Source organism: Amycolatopsis sp. NPDC004625, assembly GCF_040609695.1.
In the GTDB taxonomy this organism is placed as follows: Bacteria; Actinomycetota; Actinomycetes; order Mycobacteriales; family Pseudonocardiaceae; genus Amycolatopsis.
Genome location: NZ_JBEXKX010000013.1, coordinates 136,318 through 154,781 on the forward strand (window position 1 = coordinate 136,318; position 18,464 = coordinate 154,781).

Sequence of the window (18,464 nt, forward strand, 5' to 3'; positions counted from 1 at the left end):
CGGATCAGACGACCGCGAGCGGCAACGCCGTCGGGTGCACCGGCGCCGGCAGGTCCGACGCGCCCGTCAGGTACGTGTCCACCGCGTTGGCCACCGAACGGCCCTCCGCGATCGCCCACACCACCAGCGAAGCTCCCCGGTGCGCGTCGCCGCAGACGAACACGCCCGGTGTCTCCGTCTGCCAGTCCGCGCCGCACGACAGCGTCCCGCGGCGGGTCAACGACAGGCCGAGCCCGCCGAGCAGCGGCATCTCCTCCACGCCCTCGAAGCCGATCGCCAGCAGCACCAGGTCCGCCGGCACCGTCTCCACCTCGTCGTTCACCGGGATGACCTCGCGGCGGCCCGTCGCCGGGTCCTTCTGGACGCGGACCTGCTGCAGCTCCACCGCCGTCACGCGGCCTTCTTCGGACCCCACGAACCGGCGGACCGCCACCGCGAACTTGCGCTCGCCCGCTTCTTCGTGCGCCGCGTACGTGCGCAGGATGTACGGCCACGTCGGCCACGGCGATCGCTCGTCGTCGCGCGCGGACGGCGGCATCGGATACTGGTCGAGCTGCGTCACCGACAGCGCGCCCTGGCGGGTGGCCGTTCCGTAGGAGTCCGCTCCGGTGTCGCCGCCGCCGATGATCACCACGTGCTTGCCGCGGGCGTCGATCGCCGGGGGGCCGTCGCCCTCCACGTACTTGTTGGCCGGGACCAGGTGCTCCATCGCCAGGTGGACACCCGCGAGCTCACGGCCCGGGGTCGTCGTGTCGTCGCGGCCGCGCAGCGCGCCGACCGCCAGGACCACCGCGTCGTACTGGGCGCGCAGGTCTTCCACCGACAGGTCGACGCCGACCTCGCAGCCCGTCACGAACCGGGTGCCCTCCTTGCGCAGCTGCGCCAGGCGGCGGTCGAGGACCTTCTTCTCCATCTTGAACTCGGGGATGCCGTACCGCAGCAGGCCGCCGAGGCGGTCGTCGCGCTCGTACACCGTGACCTCGTGGCCGGCGCGGGTCAGCTGCTGCGCGGCCGCGAGCCCGGCCGGGCCGGAGCCCACGACCGCCACCCGGCGGCCACTGGACACTTCGGACACCTGCGGCTGGACGTAGCCCGCTTCCCAGGACTGGTCGGCGATCGTCTGCTCGACGCGCTTGATCGCGACCGGCCCGCCCGACATCGGCGAGATCGACAGCACGCAGCCCGCCTCGCACGGCGCCGGGCACAGCTTCCCGGTGAACTCGGGGAAGTTGTTGGTCGCGTGCAGCCGGTCGCTCGCCGCCGCCCAGTCGCCGCGGCGGACGAGGTCGTTCCACTCCGGAATGAGATTGCCCAGCGGGCAGCCGGAACCACCGGAGTGGCAGAACGGGATGCCGCAGTCCATGCAGCGTGACGCCTGCTTGCGGACCTTTTCGTTGCGCTCGCCGGGATCGACGTCCGCGTAGACCTCACCCCACGAGGAAAGCCGTTCCTCGTGGGACTTCTTCGCGGGCTCTTCGCGTTCGAACTTCAGGAAACCGGTCGGGTCAGCCACGAGCGGCCTCCATGATCGCTTCGTCGACGTCGCGGCCGGCGGCGCGCGCCGCCTTCGCCGCGTCCAGGACCCGCTGGTAGTCGCGCGGCATCACCTTCGTGAACGCCGCCGAGCGGCGCGGCCAGTCGCCGAGCAGCGAGGCCGCCACCGCGGAGCGGGTGAGATCGTAGTGCTGGTGCACGGTTTTCTTCAGCCACGCCAGGTCGTCGGCGGTCGGGCGCAGCAGGTCCACCATGTCCTGGTTGACCTTCTTGCGGTCGACGTCGAGGACGAAGGCGATGCCGCCGGACATGCCGGCCGCCAGGTTGCGCCCGGTCGGGCCGAGCACCACCGCGCGGCCGCCGGTCATGTACTCGAAGGCGTGGTCGCCGACACCCTCGGCGACGACCGTGGCGCCGGAGTTGCGGACGCAGAAGCGTTCGCCGACCTGGCCGCGCAGGAAGATCTCGCCGCCGGTGGCGCCGTAGGCGATCGTGTTGCCCGCGATCGTCTGCGCCTCGGCGGCGAAGGCCGCGTCCGGGTCGGGCCGGACGACGATCCGGCCGCCGGACAGGCCCTTGCCGACGTAGTCGTTCGCGTCGCCGACCATGTCGAGGGTGATGCCGCGCGGCAGGAACGCGCCGAGCGACTGGCCCGCCGAACCGGTGAGCGTGACGTTGATCGTGCCCTCGGGCAGCCCTTCGCCGCCGTAGCGGCGGGTGATCTCCGACCCGAGCAGCGTGCCGACGGTCCGGTTGACGTTGCGCACCGGCAGCTCGATGTTCACATGGTGCGCGTCTTCCAGGGCCGCCTCGGCGAGCTGGATGAGCGTGCGGTCCAGGGCGTGCTCGAGGCCGTGGTCCTGGCCCCGGGTGCGCCGCTTCGCGCCGCCGTACGGTGTCTCCTGCGGCATCTCGAAGATCGGCGCCAGGTCCAGACCGGACGCCTTCCAATGGTCGACGGCCTCGTCGGTGTTCAGCAGCTCGGCGTGGCCGATGGCCTCGTCGAGCGTGCGGAAGCCCAGCGCTGCCAGCGTTTCCCGGACTTCTTCGGCGATGAACTTGAAGAAGTTGACGACGTGCTCGACCTGGCCGGTGTAGCGCTTGCGGAGCTCGGGGCTCTGCGTGGCGACGCCGACCGGGCAGGTGTCGAGGTGGCAGACGCGCATCATGATGCAGCCCGCGACGACGAGCGGCGCCGTCGCGAAGCCGTACTCCTCGGCGCCGAGCAGCGCCGCGATGACGACGTCGCGGCCGGTCTTCATCGCGCCGTCGACCTGCACGGTGATCCGGTCGCGCAACCCGTTGAGCAGCAACGTCTGCTGGGTCTCGGCGAGGCCGATCTCCCACGGTGTGCCCGCGTGCTTGAGCGAGTTCATCGGGGACGCGCCGGTGCCGCCGTCGTGGCCCGAGATGAGCACGACGTCCGCGTGCGCCTTGGACACGCCCGCCGCGACCGTGCCGACACCGAGCGAGGACACCAGCTTCACGTGGATGCGGGCGTGCTCGTTGGCGTTCTTGAGGTCGTGGATCAGCTGGGCCAGGTCCTCGATGGAGTAGATGTCGTGGTGCGGCGGCGGCGAAATGAGGCCGACGCCCGGCGTCGAGTGCCGGGTGCGCGCGATCCACGGGTACACCTTGTTCGGCGGCAGCTGGCCGCCTTCACCGGGCTTCGCACCCTGCGCCATCTTGATCTGGATGTCGTCGGCGTTCACCAGGTACTCGCTGGTGACGCCGAACCGTCCACTCGCGACCTGCTTGATCGCGCTGCGGCGCTCGGGGTCGTAGAGGCGCTCGGGGTCTTCGCCACCCTCACCGGTGTTCGACCGGCCGCCGATGCGGTTCATCGCGATGGCCAGGGTTTCGTGCGCCTCGGCCGAAATCGAGCCGTACGACATCGCGCCGGTGTTGAAGCGCTTGAAGATCGCCTCGGCGGGCTCGACCTCGTCCAGCGGTGCCGGCTCGCGGACGCCGTTCTTGAACGAGAACAGGCCGCGCAGCGTGCCGCCTTCGCGGTAGAGGCGGTGCACCTCGTCGGTGTACTTGCGGTACACCTCGTCGCGGCCGGTCTTGGACGCGTGCTGCAGCAGGAACACCGTCTCCGGCGTGAACAGGTGCAGCTCGCCCTCGCGGCGGTAGGCGTACTCGCCGCCGGTGTCGAGTCCACGGTGGACACGCTCGGTCGGGTTGTCCGGGTACGCGCGGCGGTGCCGGACGGCGACCTCTTCGGCGAGCACGGTCAGGCCGACGCCGCCGAGCTTCGACGACGTCCCGGTGAAGTACTCGTCGAGCAGGTCCTGGCTCAGGCCGAGGGACTCGAAGACCTGGGCGGCGGTGTACGCGCCGACCGTCGAGATGCCCATCTTGGACATGATCTTCAGGACGCCCTTGACCAGCGCCTGCACGTAGTTGCGGATCGCCTTGCCCGCCTCGATGCCGGTGACCGCGCCCTGGCCGATCATGTCCTCGATGGTCTCGAAGGCCAGGTACGGGTTGACCGCGGCGGCGCCGTAGCCGAGCAGCAGCGCGATGTGGTGCACCTCGCGCGCGTCGCCGGATTCGACGACGAGCGCGACGCGCAGGCGTTCCTTGGTGCGGACCAGGTGGTGGTGCACCGCGGCGACCAGCAGCAGCGACGGGATCGGCGCCATCCGGTGGTCGGAGTCGCGGTCGGACAGCACGAGCGTGCGCGCGCCGGCCGCGATCGCCTCGGACGCCTCGCGGCGCACGCGCTCGATCGCGCCGGCCAGCGCCTCGGCGCCGCCGTCCACTTCGTACAGTCCGGAAAGGACACTGCAGGCGAAGCCGGGGAGGTCGCCGTCGTCGTTGATGTGGATGAGCTTGGCGAGCTCGTCGTTGTCGATGACCGGGTACGGCAGCTTCAGGTGGCGGCACGACGCCGGGCCGGGGGCCAGGAGGTTGCGCTCCGGGCCCATGATCCGCGCCATGCAGGTGACGAGCTCTTCGCGGATCGCGTCCAGCGGCGGGTTCGTGACCTGGGCGAAGTTCTGCTTGAAGTAGTCGTACAGCAGCCGCGACCGCTGCGACAGCACCGCGGGCGGGGTGTCCGAGCCCATCGAGCCGATCGGCTCGGCGCCCTTCTCGGCCATCGGCGCGAGCAGGATCTTGAGCTCCTCTTCGGTGTAGCCGAAGGAAAGCTGGCGGCGCAGCACGGAGTCGTGGCTCTGCACGACGTGGTCGCGGTCGGGCAGCTCGGCGATCTTGAGCAGGCCCGCGTGCAGCCACGAGTCGTAGGGCAGCTCGGCGGCCAGGGCGGACTTGACCTCTTCGTCGTCCACGATCCGGCCGGCCTCGGTGTCGACCAGGAACATCTTGCCGGGCTTGAGCCGCCCCTTGGCGACGACGTCCTTCGCCGCGACGTCCAGGACGCCGGCCTCGCTGGCCAGGACGACGCGGTCGTCGGCCGTGCGCCACCAGCGCGCCGGGCGCAGGCCGTTGCGGTCCAGGACCGCGCCGACCAGGCTGCCGTCGGTGAAGGTGACGCACGCGGGGCCGTCCCACGGCTCCATCAGGCTCGCGTGGAACTGGTAGAACGCGCGGCGCTCGGGCTTCATGGTGGCGTGGTTCTCCCACGCCTCCGGGATCATCATCAGCACCGCGTGCGGCAGCGACCGGCCGCCCAGGTGCAGCAGCTCGAGGACCTCGTCGAAGGACGCCGAGTCCGACGCGTCCGGCGAGCAGATCGGGAACAGCCTGCTCAGGTCGCCGGTGAGGACGTCGGATTCCAGCAGCGCCTCGCGGGCCCGCATGCGGTTGCGGTTGCCGCGGATGGTGTTGATTTCCCCGTTGTGGGCGACGAACCGGAACGGGTGGGCGAGCGGCCACGACGGGAAGGTGTTGGTGGAGAAGCGGGAGTGCACCAGCGCGATGGCGCTTTCCAGGCGTTCGTCGCGCAGGTCGGCGAAGAACGCGGGCAGCTGCTCCGGCGTCACCATGCCCTTGTAGACGAGCGTCCGGGAGGACAGGGACGGGAAGTACGTGCCGCAGCCGGCGGTGACGCTTTCGTGCTCGACGCGCTTGCGCAGGCAGAACGCCAAGCGGTCCAGCTCCAGGCCGGATTTTCCGTCGCCGGTGACGAAAAGCATGGCGAAGTGCGGCATGACCGAGCGGGCGGTGGGGCCGATGTCGGCCCGGTCGGCGTCGACCGGGACCACACGCCAGCCGAGGACCTCCAGGCCCTCTTCGACGGCGATGCGTTCGGCCAGCCCCACGGCCTTGCGGCGTTCCTCGTCGTCCTGCGGCAGGAAGGCGATGCCGGCGGCGTAGGTGTGGTGGCCTTGGTCGTCGGGTTCGGGCAGCGCGAAGCCGGCTTCGGCCCGCAGCAGCGTGTCGGGCAGCTGCAGCAGGATGCCGGCGCCGTCGCCGCTGGTGGGTTCGGCGCCCGCGGCGCCGCGGTGGTCGAGGTTGGTCAGCGCGGCCAGGCCGTCGGTGACGATGCCGTGGGAGCGGCGCCCGCGGATGTCGGCCACCATGGCCACACCGCAGGAGTCCTGTTCGGTCTCCGGATCGTAGAGACCCTGCTTGCCGGGAATGGCGGAGAAGATCATGAAGGGACCTCCTTCGTCGTCTTGTCGTGCGGGGCCGGGCTACCGGCCGGGGAGCGCACGGGACGACGATGGCCCGCTTGTTAGCGCGACTTTAACACCTGGGAAACACGCCAGCAGCCCGTCGGAGCGCCCCGAACGGCGTCGGACGGTAACGATCTGGCTGCGCGGAACGACATAGTTCCTGATGGGTTCCCGGTAGTTCGCTCGGCTAAGTATACGGCCCGGAAACGCCGGTCAAGCCCAACGTGACGTGATCGAAGCCGTGTGTCCGCGGTCACTAGAACGTGTTACATTTCGCCGCATGATCCTCGATCGGTTCAAGCTCACCGACCAGGCGGCGGTGGTCACCGGAGCAGGGCGCGGAATCGGCGCGGCCACCGCCGTGGCCCTCGCCGAAGCGGGCGCCGACGTCGTGATCGCCTCCCGCACCGCGGCCCAGCTGGACGAGGTCGCCGCCCGCGTTGCGGCGGCCGGCCGGCGCGCGATCCCGGTGCCGGTGGACCTGTCCTCCCCCGAAGCGGCGGCGGCACTGGCGGCGACGGCGGTCTCGGAGTTCGGCCGGCTCGACCTGGTGGTCAACAACGTCGGCGGCACCTACCCGCGGCCGTTGCTGGAGAGCTCCGTCGAGTTCATGGAGGAAGCGTTCCGCTTCAACGTGGCGACGGCCCACGCCCTGACGGTGGCGGCGGCCCCGTCCCTGGTGGAGACGGGCGGCTCGGTGGTCAACATCTCGTCGGTGATGGGCCGCGTCTCAGGCCGCGGCTTCGCGGCGTACGGAACGGCGAAGGCAGCCCTGGCCCACTACACCCGCCTGGCGGCGGCGGACCTGGCGCCCCGCGCCCGGGTGAACGCGATCTCGGTGGGCTCGGTGGCGACGTCGGCGCTGGAGATCGTGGTGGGCAACCCGGAGCTCCGCGCCAAGATGGAGGCCGCAACGCCGCTGGCGAAGATCGGCGAGGCGGAGGACATCGCGGCCACGGTGGTGTTCCTGGCCTCCCGGGCCGGCGGCTACATCACGGGCAAGATCCTCGAGGTCGACGGCGGGTTGCAGACACCGAACCTGGAGCTGGGCCTGCCGGACCTCTGAGCCGCCCGAAACTGTCGGTGCCCTCCGGTAGCGTGGAAACCGGGGGGCGGCGCCCCAGCCCCGCGCACGAAGAAGGCCGCCACCAGGAGTCCCGGCGGCGGCCTTCCGAAAGCGCACTCAGCTCTCGTCGGTCTTCTTCGGCTCCTCGGCCGGCGCCTCCGCGGCAACAGGCTTCTCCGCGGCAGCCGGTTCCGCCGCCACCTTGACGTGCTCCGGGTCGGCGCCCTCCGAAGCCGCCTCCGCCGAGGCCGCCTCCGGCGACGCTGCGACCTTCGCGTGCTCCGGCTCGCCGTCCTCCGAGAGCGCTTCCGACGAAGCCACCTCGGCCGGGACCGCGTCCTTGCCCGCCAGCAGCTCCGGTGCCTCCCGCGGTCCCCGCTTCGCGGCGACGACGAAGTACGCCATCGCGCCCAGGAACAGCAGGATCGACGTCCACACGTTCACCCGCAGCCCGAGGATGTGGTTCGCCGTGTCGGTCCGCATCATCTCGATCCAGCCGCGGCCGACCGTGTAGCCCGCCACGTACAGCGCGAACACGCGGCCGTGGCCGAGCTTGAAGCGGCGGTCCGCCCACACCACCAGCAGCGCGACCAGCAGGTTCCAGATCAGCTCGTACAGGAACGTCGGGTGCACCGGGCTCTCCGGCAGCGGGATGTGCCCCGTCGCGACGCCGTTCAGCAGGTTGTCCGGGTCCTCCGGGTTGAAGCGCTGGTAGACCTCGAGCCCCCACGGCAGGTCCGTGTGCGCGCCGTACAGCTCCTGGTTGAAGTAGTTGCCGATGCGGCCGATCGCCTGCGCCACGACGATGCCCGGGGCGACCGCGTCCGCCATCGCCGGCAGCGGGATGCCCTTGCGGCGGCAGGCGATGAGCGCGCCCACCGCGCCGAGGGCGATCGCGCCCCAGATGCCGAGGCCGCCGTCCCAGATCGCGAACGCGTTCCACGGGTTGCGGCCCTCGGTGAAGTACAGCTCGGGGTCGGTGATCACGTGGTACAACCGGCCGCCGACCAGGCCGAACGGCACCGCGAACACCGCGATGTCGATCACCGTGCCCTTGGTGCCGCCGCGGGCGATCCAGCGCCGCTCGCCCCACCAGATCGCCACGATGATGCCGGCGATGATGCACAGGGCGTACGCGCGGAGCGGGATCGGTCCCAGGTGCCAGACGCCGCGGTCGGGGCTGGGGATCGTCGCGAGAAAGGCGCTCATCACGCGGCCACCGTAGCGCTAAGGCACCGGAGCATCCAAGGCGGCCAGGTACCCCGCCACCAGCGCGTGCGCGACCTGGGTGACGGCTTGGTCACGCGGCAGGAAGCGCTCGTCGTGCAGGCTCGGCACGCCCGCGGTGTCGCCGAGGCCGACGAACATCATCAGCCCGCGGGTGCCGCCGCCGCAGTAGTGGGCGAAGTCGTCCGCGCCGAAGGACCGGAACTGGTCGTCGACGGTGAACCCCGCGTGCCGCAGCCACTGCTGCGCGCCCGAGGCCAGCGCGGCGTCGTTGTCGAGGACCGGCTCGCACGGGCTGATCTCCAGCTCGGCCGTGCAGCCGTGGGCGCGTGCGGTGCCGTGCACGATGTCGGAAAGCGTCTCCAGGGCCCGCTCGCGGTCCTTCGCGCACATCAGACGCAGCGAGCCGAACGCGCTCGCGCTGTTGGGCACGACGTTGGCCGCCGCGCCGCCCTGGATCCGCCCGATCGAGCAGACCGCGCCGAACACCGGGTCGATCCGGCGGGACGCGAGCTGCTGCAGGCTCACGACCAGCTGCGACAGCGCCAGGATCGGATCGCGCAGCAGGTGCGGGTAGCCGGCGTGGCCGCCCTGGCCGTGCATGGTGACCTCGAACTCGTCGGTGGAGGCGTTCACCGGCCCCGGCACCGCCGAGACGACGCCGTGCGCGATCCGCGGCTGGACGTGCGCGCCGATCACCGTGTCCACGCCGTGCTCGGCCAGCACCCCGGACTCGACGACGTCGAGCGCGCCGGGCGGGGACGTCTCCTCCCGCGGCTGCAGCAGCGCCAGGATCGGCCGCGGCACGCCCACGCGGACCGCCGCGCGGCCGGCCGCGACCAGCGCGGCGAGGTGGACGTCGTGGCCGCACGCGTGCATGAACTCGTTCCCCGACGCCCACGGCACGCCGGTGCCCTCCAGCACCGGCAGGGCGTCGAGCTCGGCCCGCAGCGCCACGGCCGGGCCCGCTTCCCCGGGCAGCAGGACGGCGCGGCCGGTCTTGGCGACGCGGGTGCCCTCGCCGGCCCCGAGCGCGTCGACGACCAGGCGGGCGGTGTCCTCCTCGTCGCCGGACCCGCGGGGGTCGGCGTGCACGGCGTGCCGGAGCTCGACGGCGGCGGGCAGTTCGTCGGCGATCGCCTGCGTCCACCGGGTCCACAGATCACTCACACGTGCTCCAAGCGGTAGATCCTCTTCGCGTTCTCGTGCCCCACCAAAGCACACAGCCGGACGGCGTCCTTTTCGGACATCGCGTCGGCCGCCAAAGCGGCGCGCAGGAAGTCCGACAGGCCCTGCCGGAACAGGGCCGTGCCCAGGTGGTACAGCTCGGCCAGGCCGAAGGCGTCGGTGGAGAAGAGCACCTTCCCGAACGGCGCGAGCTCCAGGAGCTCGGCCAGCACGGCCGGCGCCCGGAAGCCCGCGTTGTGCGTGATGAGCCCGGCGTCGACGAACACGTGCCCGAAGACCTGCGCCAGATACGCGGCGTGGCGGTGGTACGGGTAGTTGTGCAGCAGCAGGATCGGCACCCCGCTGCCGCGGGTCGCCCGCAGCAGCCCGGTGAGCAGCAGCGGGTCGCAGCGGTGCAGGTCGACGTCGGCGTCTCCGTAGCCGACGTGGAACTGCACCGGCAGACCGAGGTCGAGCCCGGTGAACACGAGGTGCCGGTGCAGCACCTCGTCGGCCAGGCGGCCGCCGCCCGCGGCCAGCCAGCGCCCGGCGGCGGCTTCGACCGCCGGCCGCGACGGCCGCTCCCCCGCCAGGTCCAGGCCGACGCGGTAGGCCGCGATCGACTTGAGCCCGACGGCCGTCTCGGCGCGTTTCCCCAGCTCGTCGGCGAAAGCGGCGGCGAACCCGGCCGCGGTGGTCCCGCCGATCACCGCTTCGGCGACCTGTTCCAGCCGGACGACGTCGTGCGCGCGGGTGCCCGCCAGCCCGGCGAACTCCGCGGTCGTGGTCAGCGCGTCCGGCCGGAACCCGCCGTCCAGCAGGAAGTCGGTCGTGCCGGTGGCCCGCAGGAACCGCCGGGCCACCTCGGCCGCGCCCAGTTCCGCGCGGCGCTGCAGGTAGACCTCGGCCGGGGCGTGCTTCGGCAGGCCGAGCACGGGCGCGCAGCGTTCGCGTACGGCCAAGCCGATGAGCGAGTCGAACAGGCTCGTACCGAGCGGCGACGTCGTGTCCGCTTCGGTCAGCATCCCTTCGAAGTCCGCCCGGGACACGTCCGCGGTGCCGACGCCGTGGCAGTGGTGGTCCACCAGCGGCAGGTCCGCGACGAACGGGAGCAAACCGGTCATGCGCCTCCGTCCACCGTGCCGAGCCTCTCCCCCACCCTACGAGCGTAGGCAGGCGCGGACAGCACGAAGATCACCGCGAGCACCAGCACCGCCGCGGCCACCACCGGGAACCACCGCGCCGGGCCGTCGGCCGGGTACGGCACCACGTTGACGTACACCGTGTACCCGAGCACGGCGAGCGCACCGACCGGGAACACCAGGTGCCAGGCCGGCACGCGCATGCGGCGCTTGACGAACAGCAGCAGGATCGCGCCGGCCGTCGTGAGCAGGTAGATCACCAGGAGGATCAGCGTCCCGATCGAACCGCTCCACGCGAAGGTGTCCGACGCCGTCGCGCCGAAGAACAGCGCGCACACCAGGATGATCAGGGCCGCCGCGCCCGTCACCGCGCCGACCGCCGCCACCGGTGTGCCGCGCGAGGACGTCCGGCCGAGACCGACCCCGGCGTCGCGGCCCAGCGCGTAGAGCAGCCGCGAACCGCCGACGACGCAGGCCAGGCAGCAGCCGAACGCGCTGATCGCCGCGCCGACGCTGATGACGTCGCCGACCCACGCGCCCGCGTACCGGCTGCCGAGGTCGCCCAGCAGGGACGGCGAGTCGTGGAACGCGCCCGCGTCGCCGCCGAACGCCATCATCTCGACCGCCGTCACCACCACGAAGTAGAGGCCGCCGAAGATCGCCGTGCCGAGGATCGCGCGTGGGATGTTGCGCTTCGGGTCGTGGGTTTCCTCGCCGAGTGTCGCCGCGGCTTCGAACCCGGCGAAGGACAGGAACCCGAAGACCGCACCGAGGAACACCCCGGACAGCCCGGTTTCCGGCACGAAGACGGTCATCGTGAACCGCGCGCCGCCGGGGGCGCCGCCCGCGAGCAGGCGGACCAGGATGACGACGGTGACCAGCAGGATCACCGCGATCGTCGCGCCTTCGACGGCGAGCAGGGTGCTCGTGCCGCGGCGGGCGGGCAGCACGGACAGCAGCCACGCGCCGATCAGCGCGACGGCCGTCAGCACGAACGGCCCCCAGGACGGCGGATCCGGCCAGAGGCCCACCTGCGTCAGGAAAGCGGTGCCCAGCGTGCCCGCGGCCGAGCTGGTGACGACGGCGTAGAACGTGTACGTCCCGAGGAGACCGATGCCGGAGACCACGCCCGCGCGCGGGCCGAGGGTCGCGCCGACGAAGGCGTACACCGATCCGGCGTGCTGGTAGTGCTGACAGAGCTTCACGAAACCGTACGCGACCAGCAGGACGCCGACCGCCGAGAGCAGGAAGGCGAGCGGCACGGCGCGGCCGGCGGCGGCCGCGGTCTGCTGGGGGTTGATGTTGGCGGCCATGCTCGGGGCCATCAGCGCCACGGACAGGCCGACGGCCTGCCAGACCGAAAGGGAGCGGCGCAGACCTGGACGGGTTTCGACGGTGTCTGACACGATCTTCACCTCATTCTTCAGGCGAAGAACCAGTGAACATCGACGGGGGCAGGATGAGCCAGCTCGATCGGGCCGAACTCGCGCAACAGGGCGCCATCCGGGCCGACGGCCTGCGCGCCGCGGGCGTCGAGCTCGTCGCGCTGACCTTCGTGGACAACAGCGGCATCGCGCGGGTCAAGGCGGTGCCGGTGGACCGGCTGTGGTCGGCGGCGGCGTGGGGCGTCGGCGCGTCGAACTCGTTCGACTTCTTCCTCGCCACCGACGACATCGTGGGCGGCACGCACTCACGCGGCCCGGTCGGCGACCTGCGGCTGCACCCGGACCTCGACGCCCTCGTGCCGCTGGCCGCGCAGCCCGGCTGGGCGTGGGCGCCGGTCTGGAAGTACGACCAGGAAGGCGAGCCGCACCCGCAGGACGCGCGGGCGCTCGCCGCGGCCGCGACCGCCCGGCTCACGGAACGGGGCTACCACGCGCGGACGGCGTTCGAGCTCGAATGGGTGATCACGGCGGCCGGCGCCCCGGACGACCCGCGCTCGGCCACCGCAGGCCCGGCCTACGGCTACGCGCGGCTTTCCTCGCAGGCGGCCTACCTGCGCGCGCTGGTGTCCACGTTGACCGCCCAGGGGGTCGCGGTGGAACAGATCCACCCGGAGTACGCGGCCGGGCAGTTCGAGGTGTCGGTGGCCGCCGGCGACCCGGTGCGCGCGGCCGACATCGCGGTGCTGACGCGCGAGACCATCCGGACGGTCAGCGAGCAGCACGGGCTGCGGGCGTCGTTCACGCCGAAGTTCGCGCCCGACGGCGTCGGCAACGGCGGCCACGTCCACCTGAGCCTGTGGGACGGCGACCGCAACCTGTGCGCCGGCGGCGACCGGCGGTTCGGGCTCACGGAGACGGCGGAGGCGTTCGGCGCCGGGATCCTTTCCCGGCTGCCGGCGCTGCTGGCGATCGGCGCGCCTTCGGTGGTCAGCTACCTGCGGCTCGAGCCGCACCACTGGGCCGGGGTGTTCCGCGTGTGGGGCCTGGAAAACCGCGAGGCGCCGCTGCGGCTGGTCCAGGGCCCGGCCGGGCAGCGCGACCGGGCGGCGAACTTCGAGGTCAAGTGCTTCGACCTGACGGCGAACCCGTACCTGGTGGTGGCGGCGCTGATCTTCGCGGGCCTGGCCGGGGTCGAAGCCCGCTCGACGCTCCCGGAGCCGGTCGACGTCGACCCCGCCGCGCTCCCCTCGGCTTCGCGGCTCCCGACGTCGTTGGCCGAGGCGGTGACGGCGTTCGAAGCGGACGCCGTGCTGACGTCGGCGTTCGGGGCGGAGCTGGCGACGACGGTGCTGGACGTGCGCCGCGGCGAGATCGACCGGCTGGGCGCCCTGCCGCCCGAGGAGCTGTGCGCCGTGATGCGGTATCTGCATTGATCTTTCCCGGGCAGCTTTTCGCCGTGAATGCCTGAATTGTACCCGGAAATCGTTCTGTGATCGGGTCGTTATCTGTGCTAGCGTCCTGCGCCGGGTGAGGTGAGGAGGCCGAAAGAAGGCACAGTCCATGCCAGCAGCTCGTCCCCGCCACCGGCAACGGCCCTGGAAGCTCAAGGTGACCGTCGCGGTGGCCGCGGCGTCGCTGGGCGCGGTCGGGATCGCGGTGGCCGCACCGCGCACCCCGGCGCCGCCGCCCGCGGCCCCCAATTCATCGTGCACGCTCAAGGTGCCCGAAGATCCGTTGTCGGCGGGCGGTCTCGCCACGCCGTACCAGCTCTCCGCCACCGATCCGCGGCAAGGCGCGTGCCACGAGTCGGTGGACGCGCAGGGCGCGTTCGCCGAGGCGACCGTCCTCGACCCCGCGACCGGGAAGCTCTCGGTGTACCACCCGCTGGTCGTCGACGCGGGCACCGCGCCCGCCGCCCCGCCGGTCGTCCCGGCCCTGCCGCGGGGCGCCGTCGTCGGCCTGTGGTTCGGGTTCAACGGCGACACGCTGACCGTCACCGGCGGCCGGCGGGGCCACTGCGTCAACGGCCTCGGCGGTTCGCTGTTCGGCCAGGTCGCCTTCTGCGGCGCGCAGGCGTTCTTCGACGCGGCGAACAAGGCCGTCCAGGCCGGCAAGCTGCGGATCCCGCCACTGGGCCGGGCGAAGGACGGCCGGCCGTGCCCGTCGGTGCGCGACTTCTCGCTGGTGGACCAGGACCAGAGCGACAACGTGACGACGACGTACCTGGCGACGCGCGACGGCCGGACGGCCCAGGCCACGGCGGCGAACTCGCGGCGCGGGGGCAAGGTCACGACGCTCGCGAACGGCAGCGACAACCGCCTGCTCGACGCGTTCGTGGACCCGGCACTGGGCTGCACCCCGTTCACGGCCCCGGACCTGACGGACGGCGGCCGGCCGACGACGTCGCTCGCCCTGAACGAGCTGCAGGCGGCGGCCGGCCAGCGGAACCCGGTGGCGCTGGTGCCGCCGGGCGACCCGATGACGCTGGTCGACGGGAAACCCAGCCCGGCGAAGACGAACCTGTACCGGGCGGGCGTGGACCAGCCCGCACTCGACCGGCGCTCGGCGAGCACCCGGGCGTACTGCCGGTCGCTGCGGACGGCGGGGCTCGACCGGCTGACGTCGGACCGGCGGCTGCTGCGGGCGGCGCCGTCCCCGGACGACGGGGTGGGGTTGCTGAAGTTCCTGACGGATCGGCTGCAGGGATCGTTGCAGCAGCTGGGCTGCACCCACCCGGCGGCCTCCCGGCACCCGGCCGCGGCGGCCGAGCCGGACCCGGCGGACCAAGCGGCGGCTTCGGACGCGGTGCGGACGTTGGAGACGCTCAAGAACGGGTGATCACGACGCCAGGGCCCTGGCGACCTCGGTACGCAGTTGCGGGAGCTTCGCGTACAGGCGGTCGCCGGGGCACTCGGTGTTGTAGAAGTCGCGGTGGCCCTTGATCTCCTCGACTCCGATGCCGTACTGGCGGCAGATGTAGGCGCAGAACACGACCAGCGAGGCCCACTGCGCCTGCGGCGGCTCGACGCTCGTGTACGTGCCCTCGTTCTCGATGCCGATGGCGTTGGTGTTCTGACCCGGGCAGTGGGCGCCCTGGATCATCGTGGTGCCGCCGCGCAGGGCGTCGAGGCTGCCGTGGCGGCCTTCGAGGCGGTAGCCGCCGCGGCTGACCGTGAAGTGCTGGCCCGTGTCGGACCAGCCGTTGTTGTCGATGTGGTCGTGCTGGTCGTCGCGGGCGACCTGGAAGGCGTGCGCGAGGGAGTAGTCGGTGCTGTTGGGGCAGGCGATGTGGTGGATCAGCACCCGGTTCGCGGGGTGGTCGAGGGTGGTGAGCGCATCGGCGGGCGGGCGCGCGCCCCACTCGGCGCAGCTGTAGATCCGCGGCGCGGTGACGGCCCGCGCGGCCTGCGGGAGGAGAAGACCGGCCGCCCCGGCGGCGGCCAGGCCGGCGGCGCCGCGGAGGAAGCCGCGCCGCGGGAGGTGTGCGATGTCCATGCCGCAGACCCTCCCGCGGCGACGTACAGCTTTCGTACAAAGACCGTCGGAGGCGGATCCCGGCGCCGCCGGGACCGGGTGCTTCCGGCTCAGGCGGTCGCGACCGCCCGGCGCACACCCTCGGCCAGCTCGGCCGACAGCCGGCGAACGCCGTCAGCGCCCTCCGCCGCCGCCGTGACCAGGGCCGAGCCCACGATCACCGCGTCCGCGAACGACGCCACCTCGGCCGCCTGGTCGCCCGAGCGCACCCCCAGGCCCACACCGATCGGCAACGTCGTGTGCGCCCGGGTGCGGCGGACCAGGTCCTCCGCGCCCGCGCCGACCTGGTCGCGCGCGCCCGTCACGCCCATCACCGCGGTCGCGTAGATGAAGCCCGAAGACGCCGCCGCCGTGCGGGCGAGGCGCTCCTCCGAGGACGACGGCGCCACCAGGAACGTGCGGTCCAGGCCGTGCTCCTCCGAAGCCGTCATCCAGGACGACGCCTCGTCCGGGATCAGGTCCGGCGTGATCAGGCCGAGCCCGCCCGCCGAAGCGAGGTCACGCGCGAAGCGGTCCACGCCGTAGCGGTTCACCGGGTTCCAGTACGTCATCACGACCGCGCGGCCGCCGCGGGCCGACACCGACTCGACCACCTCGAACACGTGCTTGAGGCGGAAGCCGTTGTCCAGCGCCGTCACCGACGCCGCCTGGATGGTCGGGCCGTCCATCACCGGGTCCGAGTACGGGACGCCGACCTCGATCAGGTCCGCGCCGCCGTCGACGCAGGCCGCGATGAGGTCCTTCGAACCGTCGACCGTCGGGAAGCCCGCGGGGAGGTAGCCGACCAGCGCCGCCCGCCCCTGCGCGCGCGTCGAAGCGAAGAGGTCGTCCAGCCCGCTCATTCGTTCACCAGTCCGAACCACTTGGCCGCCGTGTCCATGTCCTTGTCGCCGCGACCGGAAAGGTTGACCACGATCAGGCCGTCCGGGCCCAGCTCGCGGCCCAGCACCAGCGCGCCGGCCAGGGCGTGCGCCGACTCGATCGCCGGGATGATGCCCTCGGTGCGGGACAGCAGCTTGAACGCGTCCATCGCCTCGGCGTCGGTGACCGGGCGGTACTCGGCGCGGCCGGTGTCCTTCAGCCACGCGTGCTCCGGGCCGACGCCCGGGTAGTCCAGGCCGGCCGAGATCGAGTGCGACTCGACCGTCTGGCCGTCCTCGTCCTGCAGCAGGTACGTCATCGCGCCGTGCAGGTTGCCCGGGGTGCCCTTGGTCAGGGTCGCGCCGTGCCGGTTGCCCTCGATGCCCTCGCCGCCCGGCTCCAGGCCGACCAGCCGCACGGACGGGTCGTCGTAGAAGCCGGAGAAGATGCCGATCGCGTTCGACCCGCCGCCGACGCAGGCCGCGACGACGTCGGGCAGGCGGCCGGCCTGCTCGAGGATCTGCTCGCGGGCCTCGGTGCCGATGACGTGGTGGAAGTTGCGCACCATCGTCGGGAACGGCGCCGGACCGGCGGCCGTGCCGAACAGGTAGTGCGTGGTTTCGGAGTTGGTCACCCAGTCGCGCAGGGCCTCGTTGATCGCGTCCTTCAGCGTCCGCGACCCGGTCTTGACCGGGATGACCTCGGCGCCGAGCAGCCGCATCCGGGCCACGTTCAGCGCCTGGCGCTCGGTGTCGACCTCGCCCATGTAGACGACGCAGTCGAGGTCGAGCAGCGCGCACGCGGTGGCCGTCGCGACGCCGTGCTGGCCCGCGCCGGTCTCGGCGATGACGCGCTTCTTGCCCATCCGCTTGGTGAGCAACGCCTGGCCCAGCACGTTGTTGATCTTGTGCGAGCCGGTGTGGTTCAGGTCCTCGCGCTTGAGGAACACCCGCGCGCCGCCGGCGTGCTCGCCGAAGCGCTTGGCCTCGGTGAGCAGCGACGGCCGGCCCGCGTAGTCGCGGAGCAGGCGGTTGAACTCGTTCAGGAACTCCGGGTCGTGGCGGGCCTTGTCGTACTCGGTGGCGACCTCGTCGACGACGCCGATCAGCGCCTCCGGCATGAACCGCCCGCCGTACGGGCCGTAGTAGCCGCGCTCGTCCGGGTCGTGCTTGTCGTGCTGTTCCGTCACCGCGACGGCCTCGGGCAGGCGGGGTGGGAACCGGCGGTGACCAGCTTGACCAGGGCGCCCTTCGGGTCGCCGGAGGCGACGAGCCCCTCGCCGACCAGCACCGCGTCGGCGCCGTGGCCGGCGTACGACATCAGGTCGCCCGGGCCGCGGACACCCGATTCGGCGACCTTGTAGACGTCCATCGGCAGGCCGGGGGCCAGCCGCGAGAAGACGTCCCGGTCCACCTCGAGGGTGTGCAGGTTGCGCGCGTTGACGCCGATGACCTTGGCGCCCGCCTCGAGGGCCCGGTCGGCCTCCTCGGCGTTGTGGATCTCCACCAGCGCGGTCATGCCGAGGGACTCGACGCGGTCGAGCAGCGCGACGAGCGCGTTCTGCTCCAGCGCGGCGACGATCAGCAGCACCATGTCGGCGCCGTGCAGGCGGGCCTCGTGCACCTGGTACGGGCTGACGACGAAGTCCTTGCGCAGGATCGGGATGTCGACCGCCGCGCGGACCGCGTCCAGGTCGGCCAGCGAACCGCCGAAGCGGCGCTGCTCGGTGAGCACGCTGATCACGCGCGCGCCGCCGTGTTCGTAGTCCTTCGCCAGCGCGGCCGGGTCGGGGATGTCGGCCAGGTCACCCTTCGAGGGGCTGCGCCGCTTCACTTCGGCGATCACGCCGATGCCGGACTCGCGCAGCGCGGACATCACGTCGCGGGGCCCGGGGGCGGCGGCCGCCCGGATCTTCAGTTCGTCGAACGGCAGCGCGGATTCCCGCACGGCGAGATCCTCCCGCACGCCGGCGACGATGTCTTCGAGCACGCTCACCGGGCGC

Annotated in this window: 13 protein-coding genes; 3 read left to right on the forward strand and 10 right to left on the reverse strand. The window is 72.3% G+C overall.

What is annotated here, in order from left to right:
• Positions 1 to 4: 4 nt before the first annotated feature.
• Together ABZW17_RS17350 and gltB are read right to left on the reverse strand one after the other, a co-directional pair.
• Positions 5 to 1,513, reverse strand: a complete 1,509-nt coding sequence (locus tag ABZW17_RS17350) for a glutamate synthase subunit beta (protein ID WP_354814419.1) — start codon at positions 1,511 to 1,513, stop codon at positions 5 to 7.
• Positions 1,506 to 6,059: a glutamate synthase large subunit gene (gene gltB, locus ABZW17_RS17355; RefSeq protein ID WP_354814421.1), complete on the reverse strand. Its 4,554-nt coding sequence runs from the start codon at positions 6,057 to 6,059 to the stop codon at positions 1,506 to 1,508. Before gltB ends, ABZW17_RS17350 begins: the two co-directional genes overlap by 8 nt.
• Before the next feature lie 301 nt (positions 6,060 to 6,360).
• Here gltB and ABZW17_RS17360 point away from each other — a divergent pair, with 301 nt between their 5' ends.
• The gene (locus tag ABZW17_RS17360; protein WP_354814423.1) at positions 6,361 to 7,146 is read left to right on the forward strand and encodes an SDR family oxidoreductase; all 786 of its coding nucleotides are present in this window, start codon (positions 6,361 to 6,363) and stop codon (positions 7,144 to 7,146) included.
• A 117-nt stretch (positions 7,147 to 7,263) separates the two neighbouring features.
• On the opposite strand, the gene lgt is transcribed toward ABZW17_RS17360, so the two are convergent.
• The 4 genes from lgt to ABZW17_RS17380 are packed head-to-tail and all read right to left on the reverse strand — an operon-like array spanning position 7,264 to position 12,088.
• Positions 7,264 to 8,355, reverse strand: a complete 1,092-nt coding sequence (lgt, locus tag ABZW17_RS17365; protein WP_354814425.1) for a prolipoprotein diacylglyceryl transferase — start codon at positions 8,353 to 8,355, stop codon at positions 7,264 to 7,266.
• 18 nt (positions 8,356 to 8,373) lie between these two features.
• Positions 8,374 to 9,543, reverse strand: a complete 1,170-nt coding sequence (locus ABZW17_RS17370; RefSeq protein WP_354814427.1) for an amidohydrolase — start codon at positions 9,541 to 9,543, stop codon at positions 8,374 to 8,376.
• Positions 9,540 to 10,664, reverse strand: coding sequence for an amidohydrolase family protein (locus tag ABZW17_RS17375; RefSeq protein WP_354814429.1), 1,125 nt, complete (start codon positions 10,662 to 10,664; stop codon positions 9,540 to 9,542). The genes ABZW17_RS17370 and ABZW17_RS17375 overlap by 4 nt, the downstream gene beginning before the upstream one ends.
• Positions 10,661 to 12,088, reverse strand: a complete 1,428-nt coding sequence (locus tag ABZW17_RS17380; protein ID WP_354814430.1) for an APC family permease — start codon at positions 12,086 to 12,088, stop codon at positions 10,661 to 10,663. The genes ABZW17_RS17375 and ABZW17_RS17380 overlap by 4 nt, the downstream gene beginning before the upstream one ends.
• A 53-nt stretch (positions 12,089 to 12,141) precedes the next feature.
• Here ABZW17_RS17380 and ABZW17_RS17385 point away from each other — a divergent pair, with 53 nt between their 5' ends.
• Both ABZW17_RS17385 and ABZW17_RS17390 read left to right on the forward strand, forming a co-directional pair.
• Entirely contained in the window at positions 12,142 to 13,500 is a 1,359-nt protein-coding gene (locus ABZW17_RS17385; protein ID WP_354814432.1) for a glutamine synthetase family protein, read from the forward strand.
• Between the two features lie 127 nt (positions 13,501 to 13,627).
• Positions 13,628 to 14,905: a hypothetical protein gene (locus ABZW17_RS17390; RefSeq protein WP_354814434.1), complete on the forward strand. Its 1,278-nt coding sequence runs from the start codon at positions 13,628 to 13,630 to the stop codon at positions 14,903 to 14,905.
• Here the strand turns inward: ABZW17_RS17390 and ABZW17_RS17395 are convergent, their stop codons facing one another.
• The 4 genes from ABZW17_RS17395 to trpC all read right to left on the reverse strand — a co-directional run bounded on the left by ABZW17_RS17395 (position 14,906) and on the right by trpC (position 18,457).
• Positions 14,906 to 15,562 carry a peptidoglycan recognition family protein gene (locus ABZW17_RS17395; RefSeq protein ID WP_354814436.1) on the reverse strand — a complete coding sequence of 219 codons (657 nt, stop codon included), beginning with the start codon at positions 15,560 to 15,562 and terminating at the stop codon, positions 14,906 to 14,908.
• An 89-nt stretch (positions 15,563 to 15,651) separates the two neighbouring features.
• On the reverse strand, positions 15,652 to 16,443 hold the full coding sequence (gene trpA, locus ABZW17_RS17400; protein WP_354814438.1) for a tryptophan synthase subunit alpha: 792 nt from the start codon (positions 16,441 to 16,443) through the stop codon (positions 15,652 to 15,654).
• Complete coding sequence (gene trpB, locus ABZW17_RS17405; protein WP_354814440.1) at positions 16,440 to 17,651, reverse strand: tryptophan synthase subunit beta; 1,212 nt, start codon at positions 17,649 to 17,651, stop codon at positions 16,440 to 16,442. The genes trpA and trpB overlap by 4 nt, the downstream gene beginning before the upstream one ends.
• On the reverse strand, positions 17,648 to 18,457 hold the full coding sequence (trpC, locus tag ABZW17_RS17410; RefSeq protein WP_354814442.1) for an indole-3-glycerol phosphate synthase TrpC: 810 nt from the start codon (positions 18,455 to 18,457) through the stop codon (positions 17,648 to 17,650). Before trpC ends, trpB begins: the two co-directional genes overlap by 4 nt.
• Between the last annotated feature and the right edge of the window lie 7 nt (positions 18,458 to 18,464).

Coding starts and splice junctions, on each gene's coding strand:
- gltB (WP_354814421.1), bottom strand. CDS start 6,059: ATGATCTTCTCCGCCATTCCCGGCAAGCAGGGTCTCTACGATCCGGAG.
- ABZW17_RS17360 (WP_354814423.1), top strand. CDS start 6,361: ATGATCCTCGATCGGTTCAAGCTCACCGACCAGGCGGCGGTGGTCACC.
- lgt (WP_354814425.1), bottom strand. CDS start 8,355: ATGAGCGCCTTTCTCGCGACGATCCCCAGCCCCGACCGCGGCGTCTGG.
- ABZW17_RS17375 (WP_354814429.1), bottom strand. CDS start 10,664: ATGACCGGTTTGCTCCCGTTCGTCGCGGACCTGCCGCTGGTGGACCAC.
- ABZW17_RS17385 (WP_354814432.1), top strand. CDS start 12,142: ATGAGCCAGCTCGATCGGGCCGAACTCGCGCAACAGGGCGCCATCCGG.
- ABZW17_RS17390 (WP_354814434.1), top strand. CDS start 13,628: ATGCCAGCAGCTCGTCCCCGCCACCGGCAACGGCCCTGGAAGCTCAAG.
- ABZW17_RS17395 (WP_354814436.1), bottom strand. CDS start 15,562: ATGGACATCGCACACCTCCCGCGGCGCGGCTTCCTCCGCGGCGCCGCC.
- trpA (WP_354814438.1), bottom strand. CDS start 16,443: ATGAGCGGGCTGGACGACCTCTTCGCTTCGACGCGCGCGCAGGGGCGG.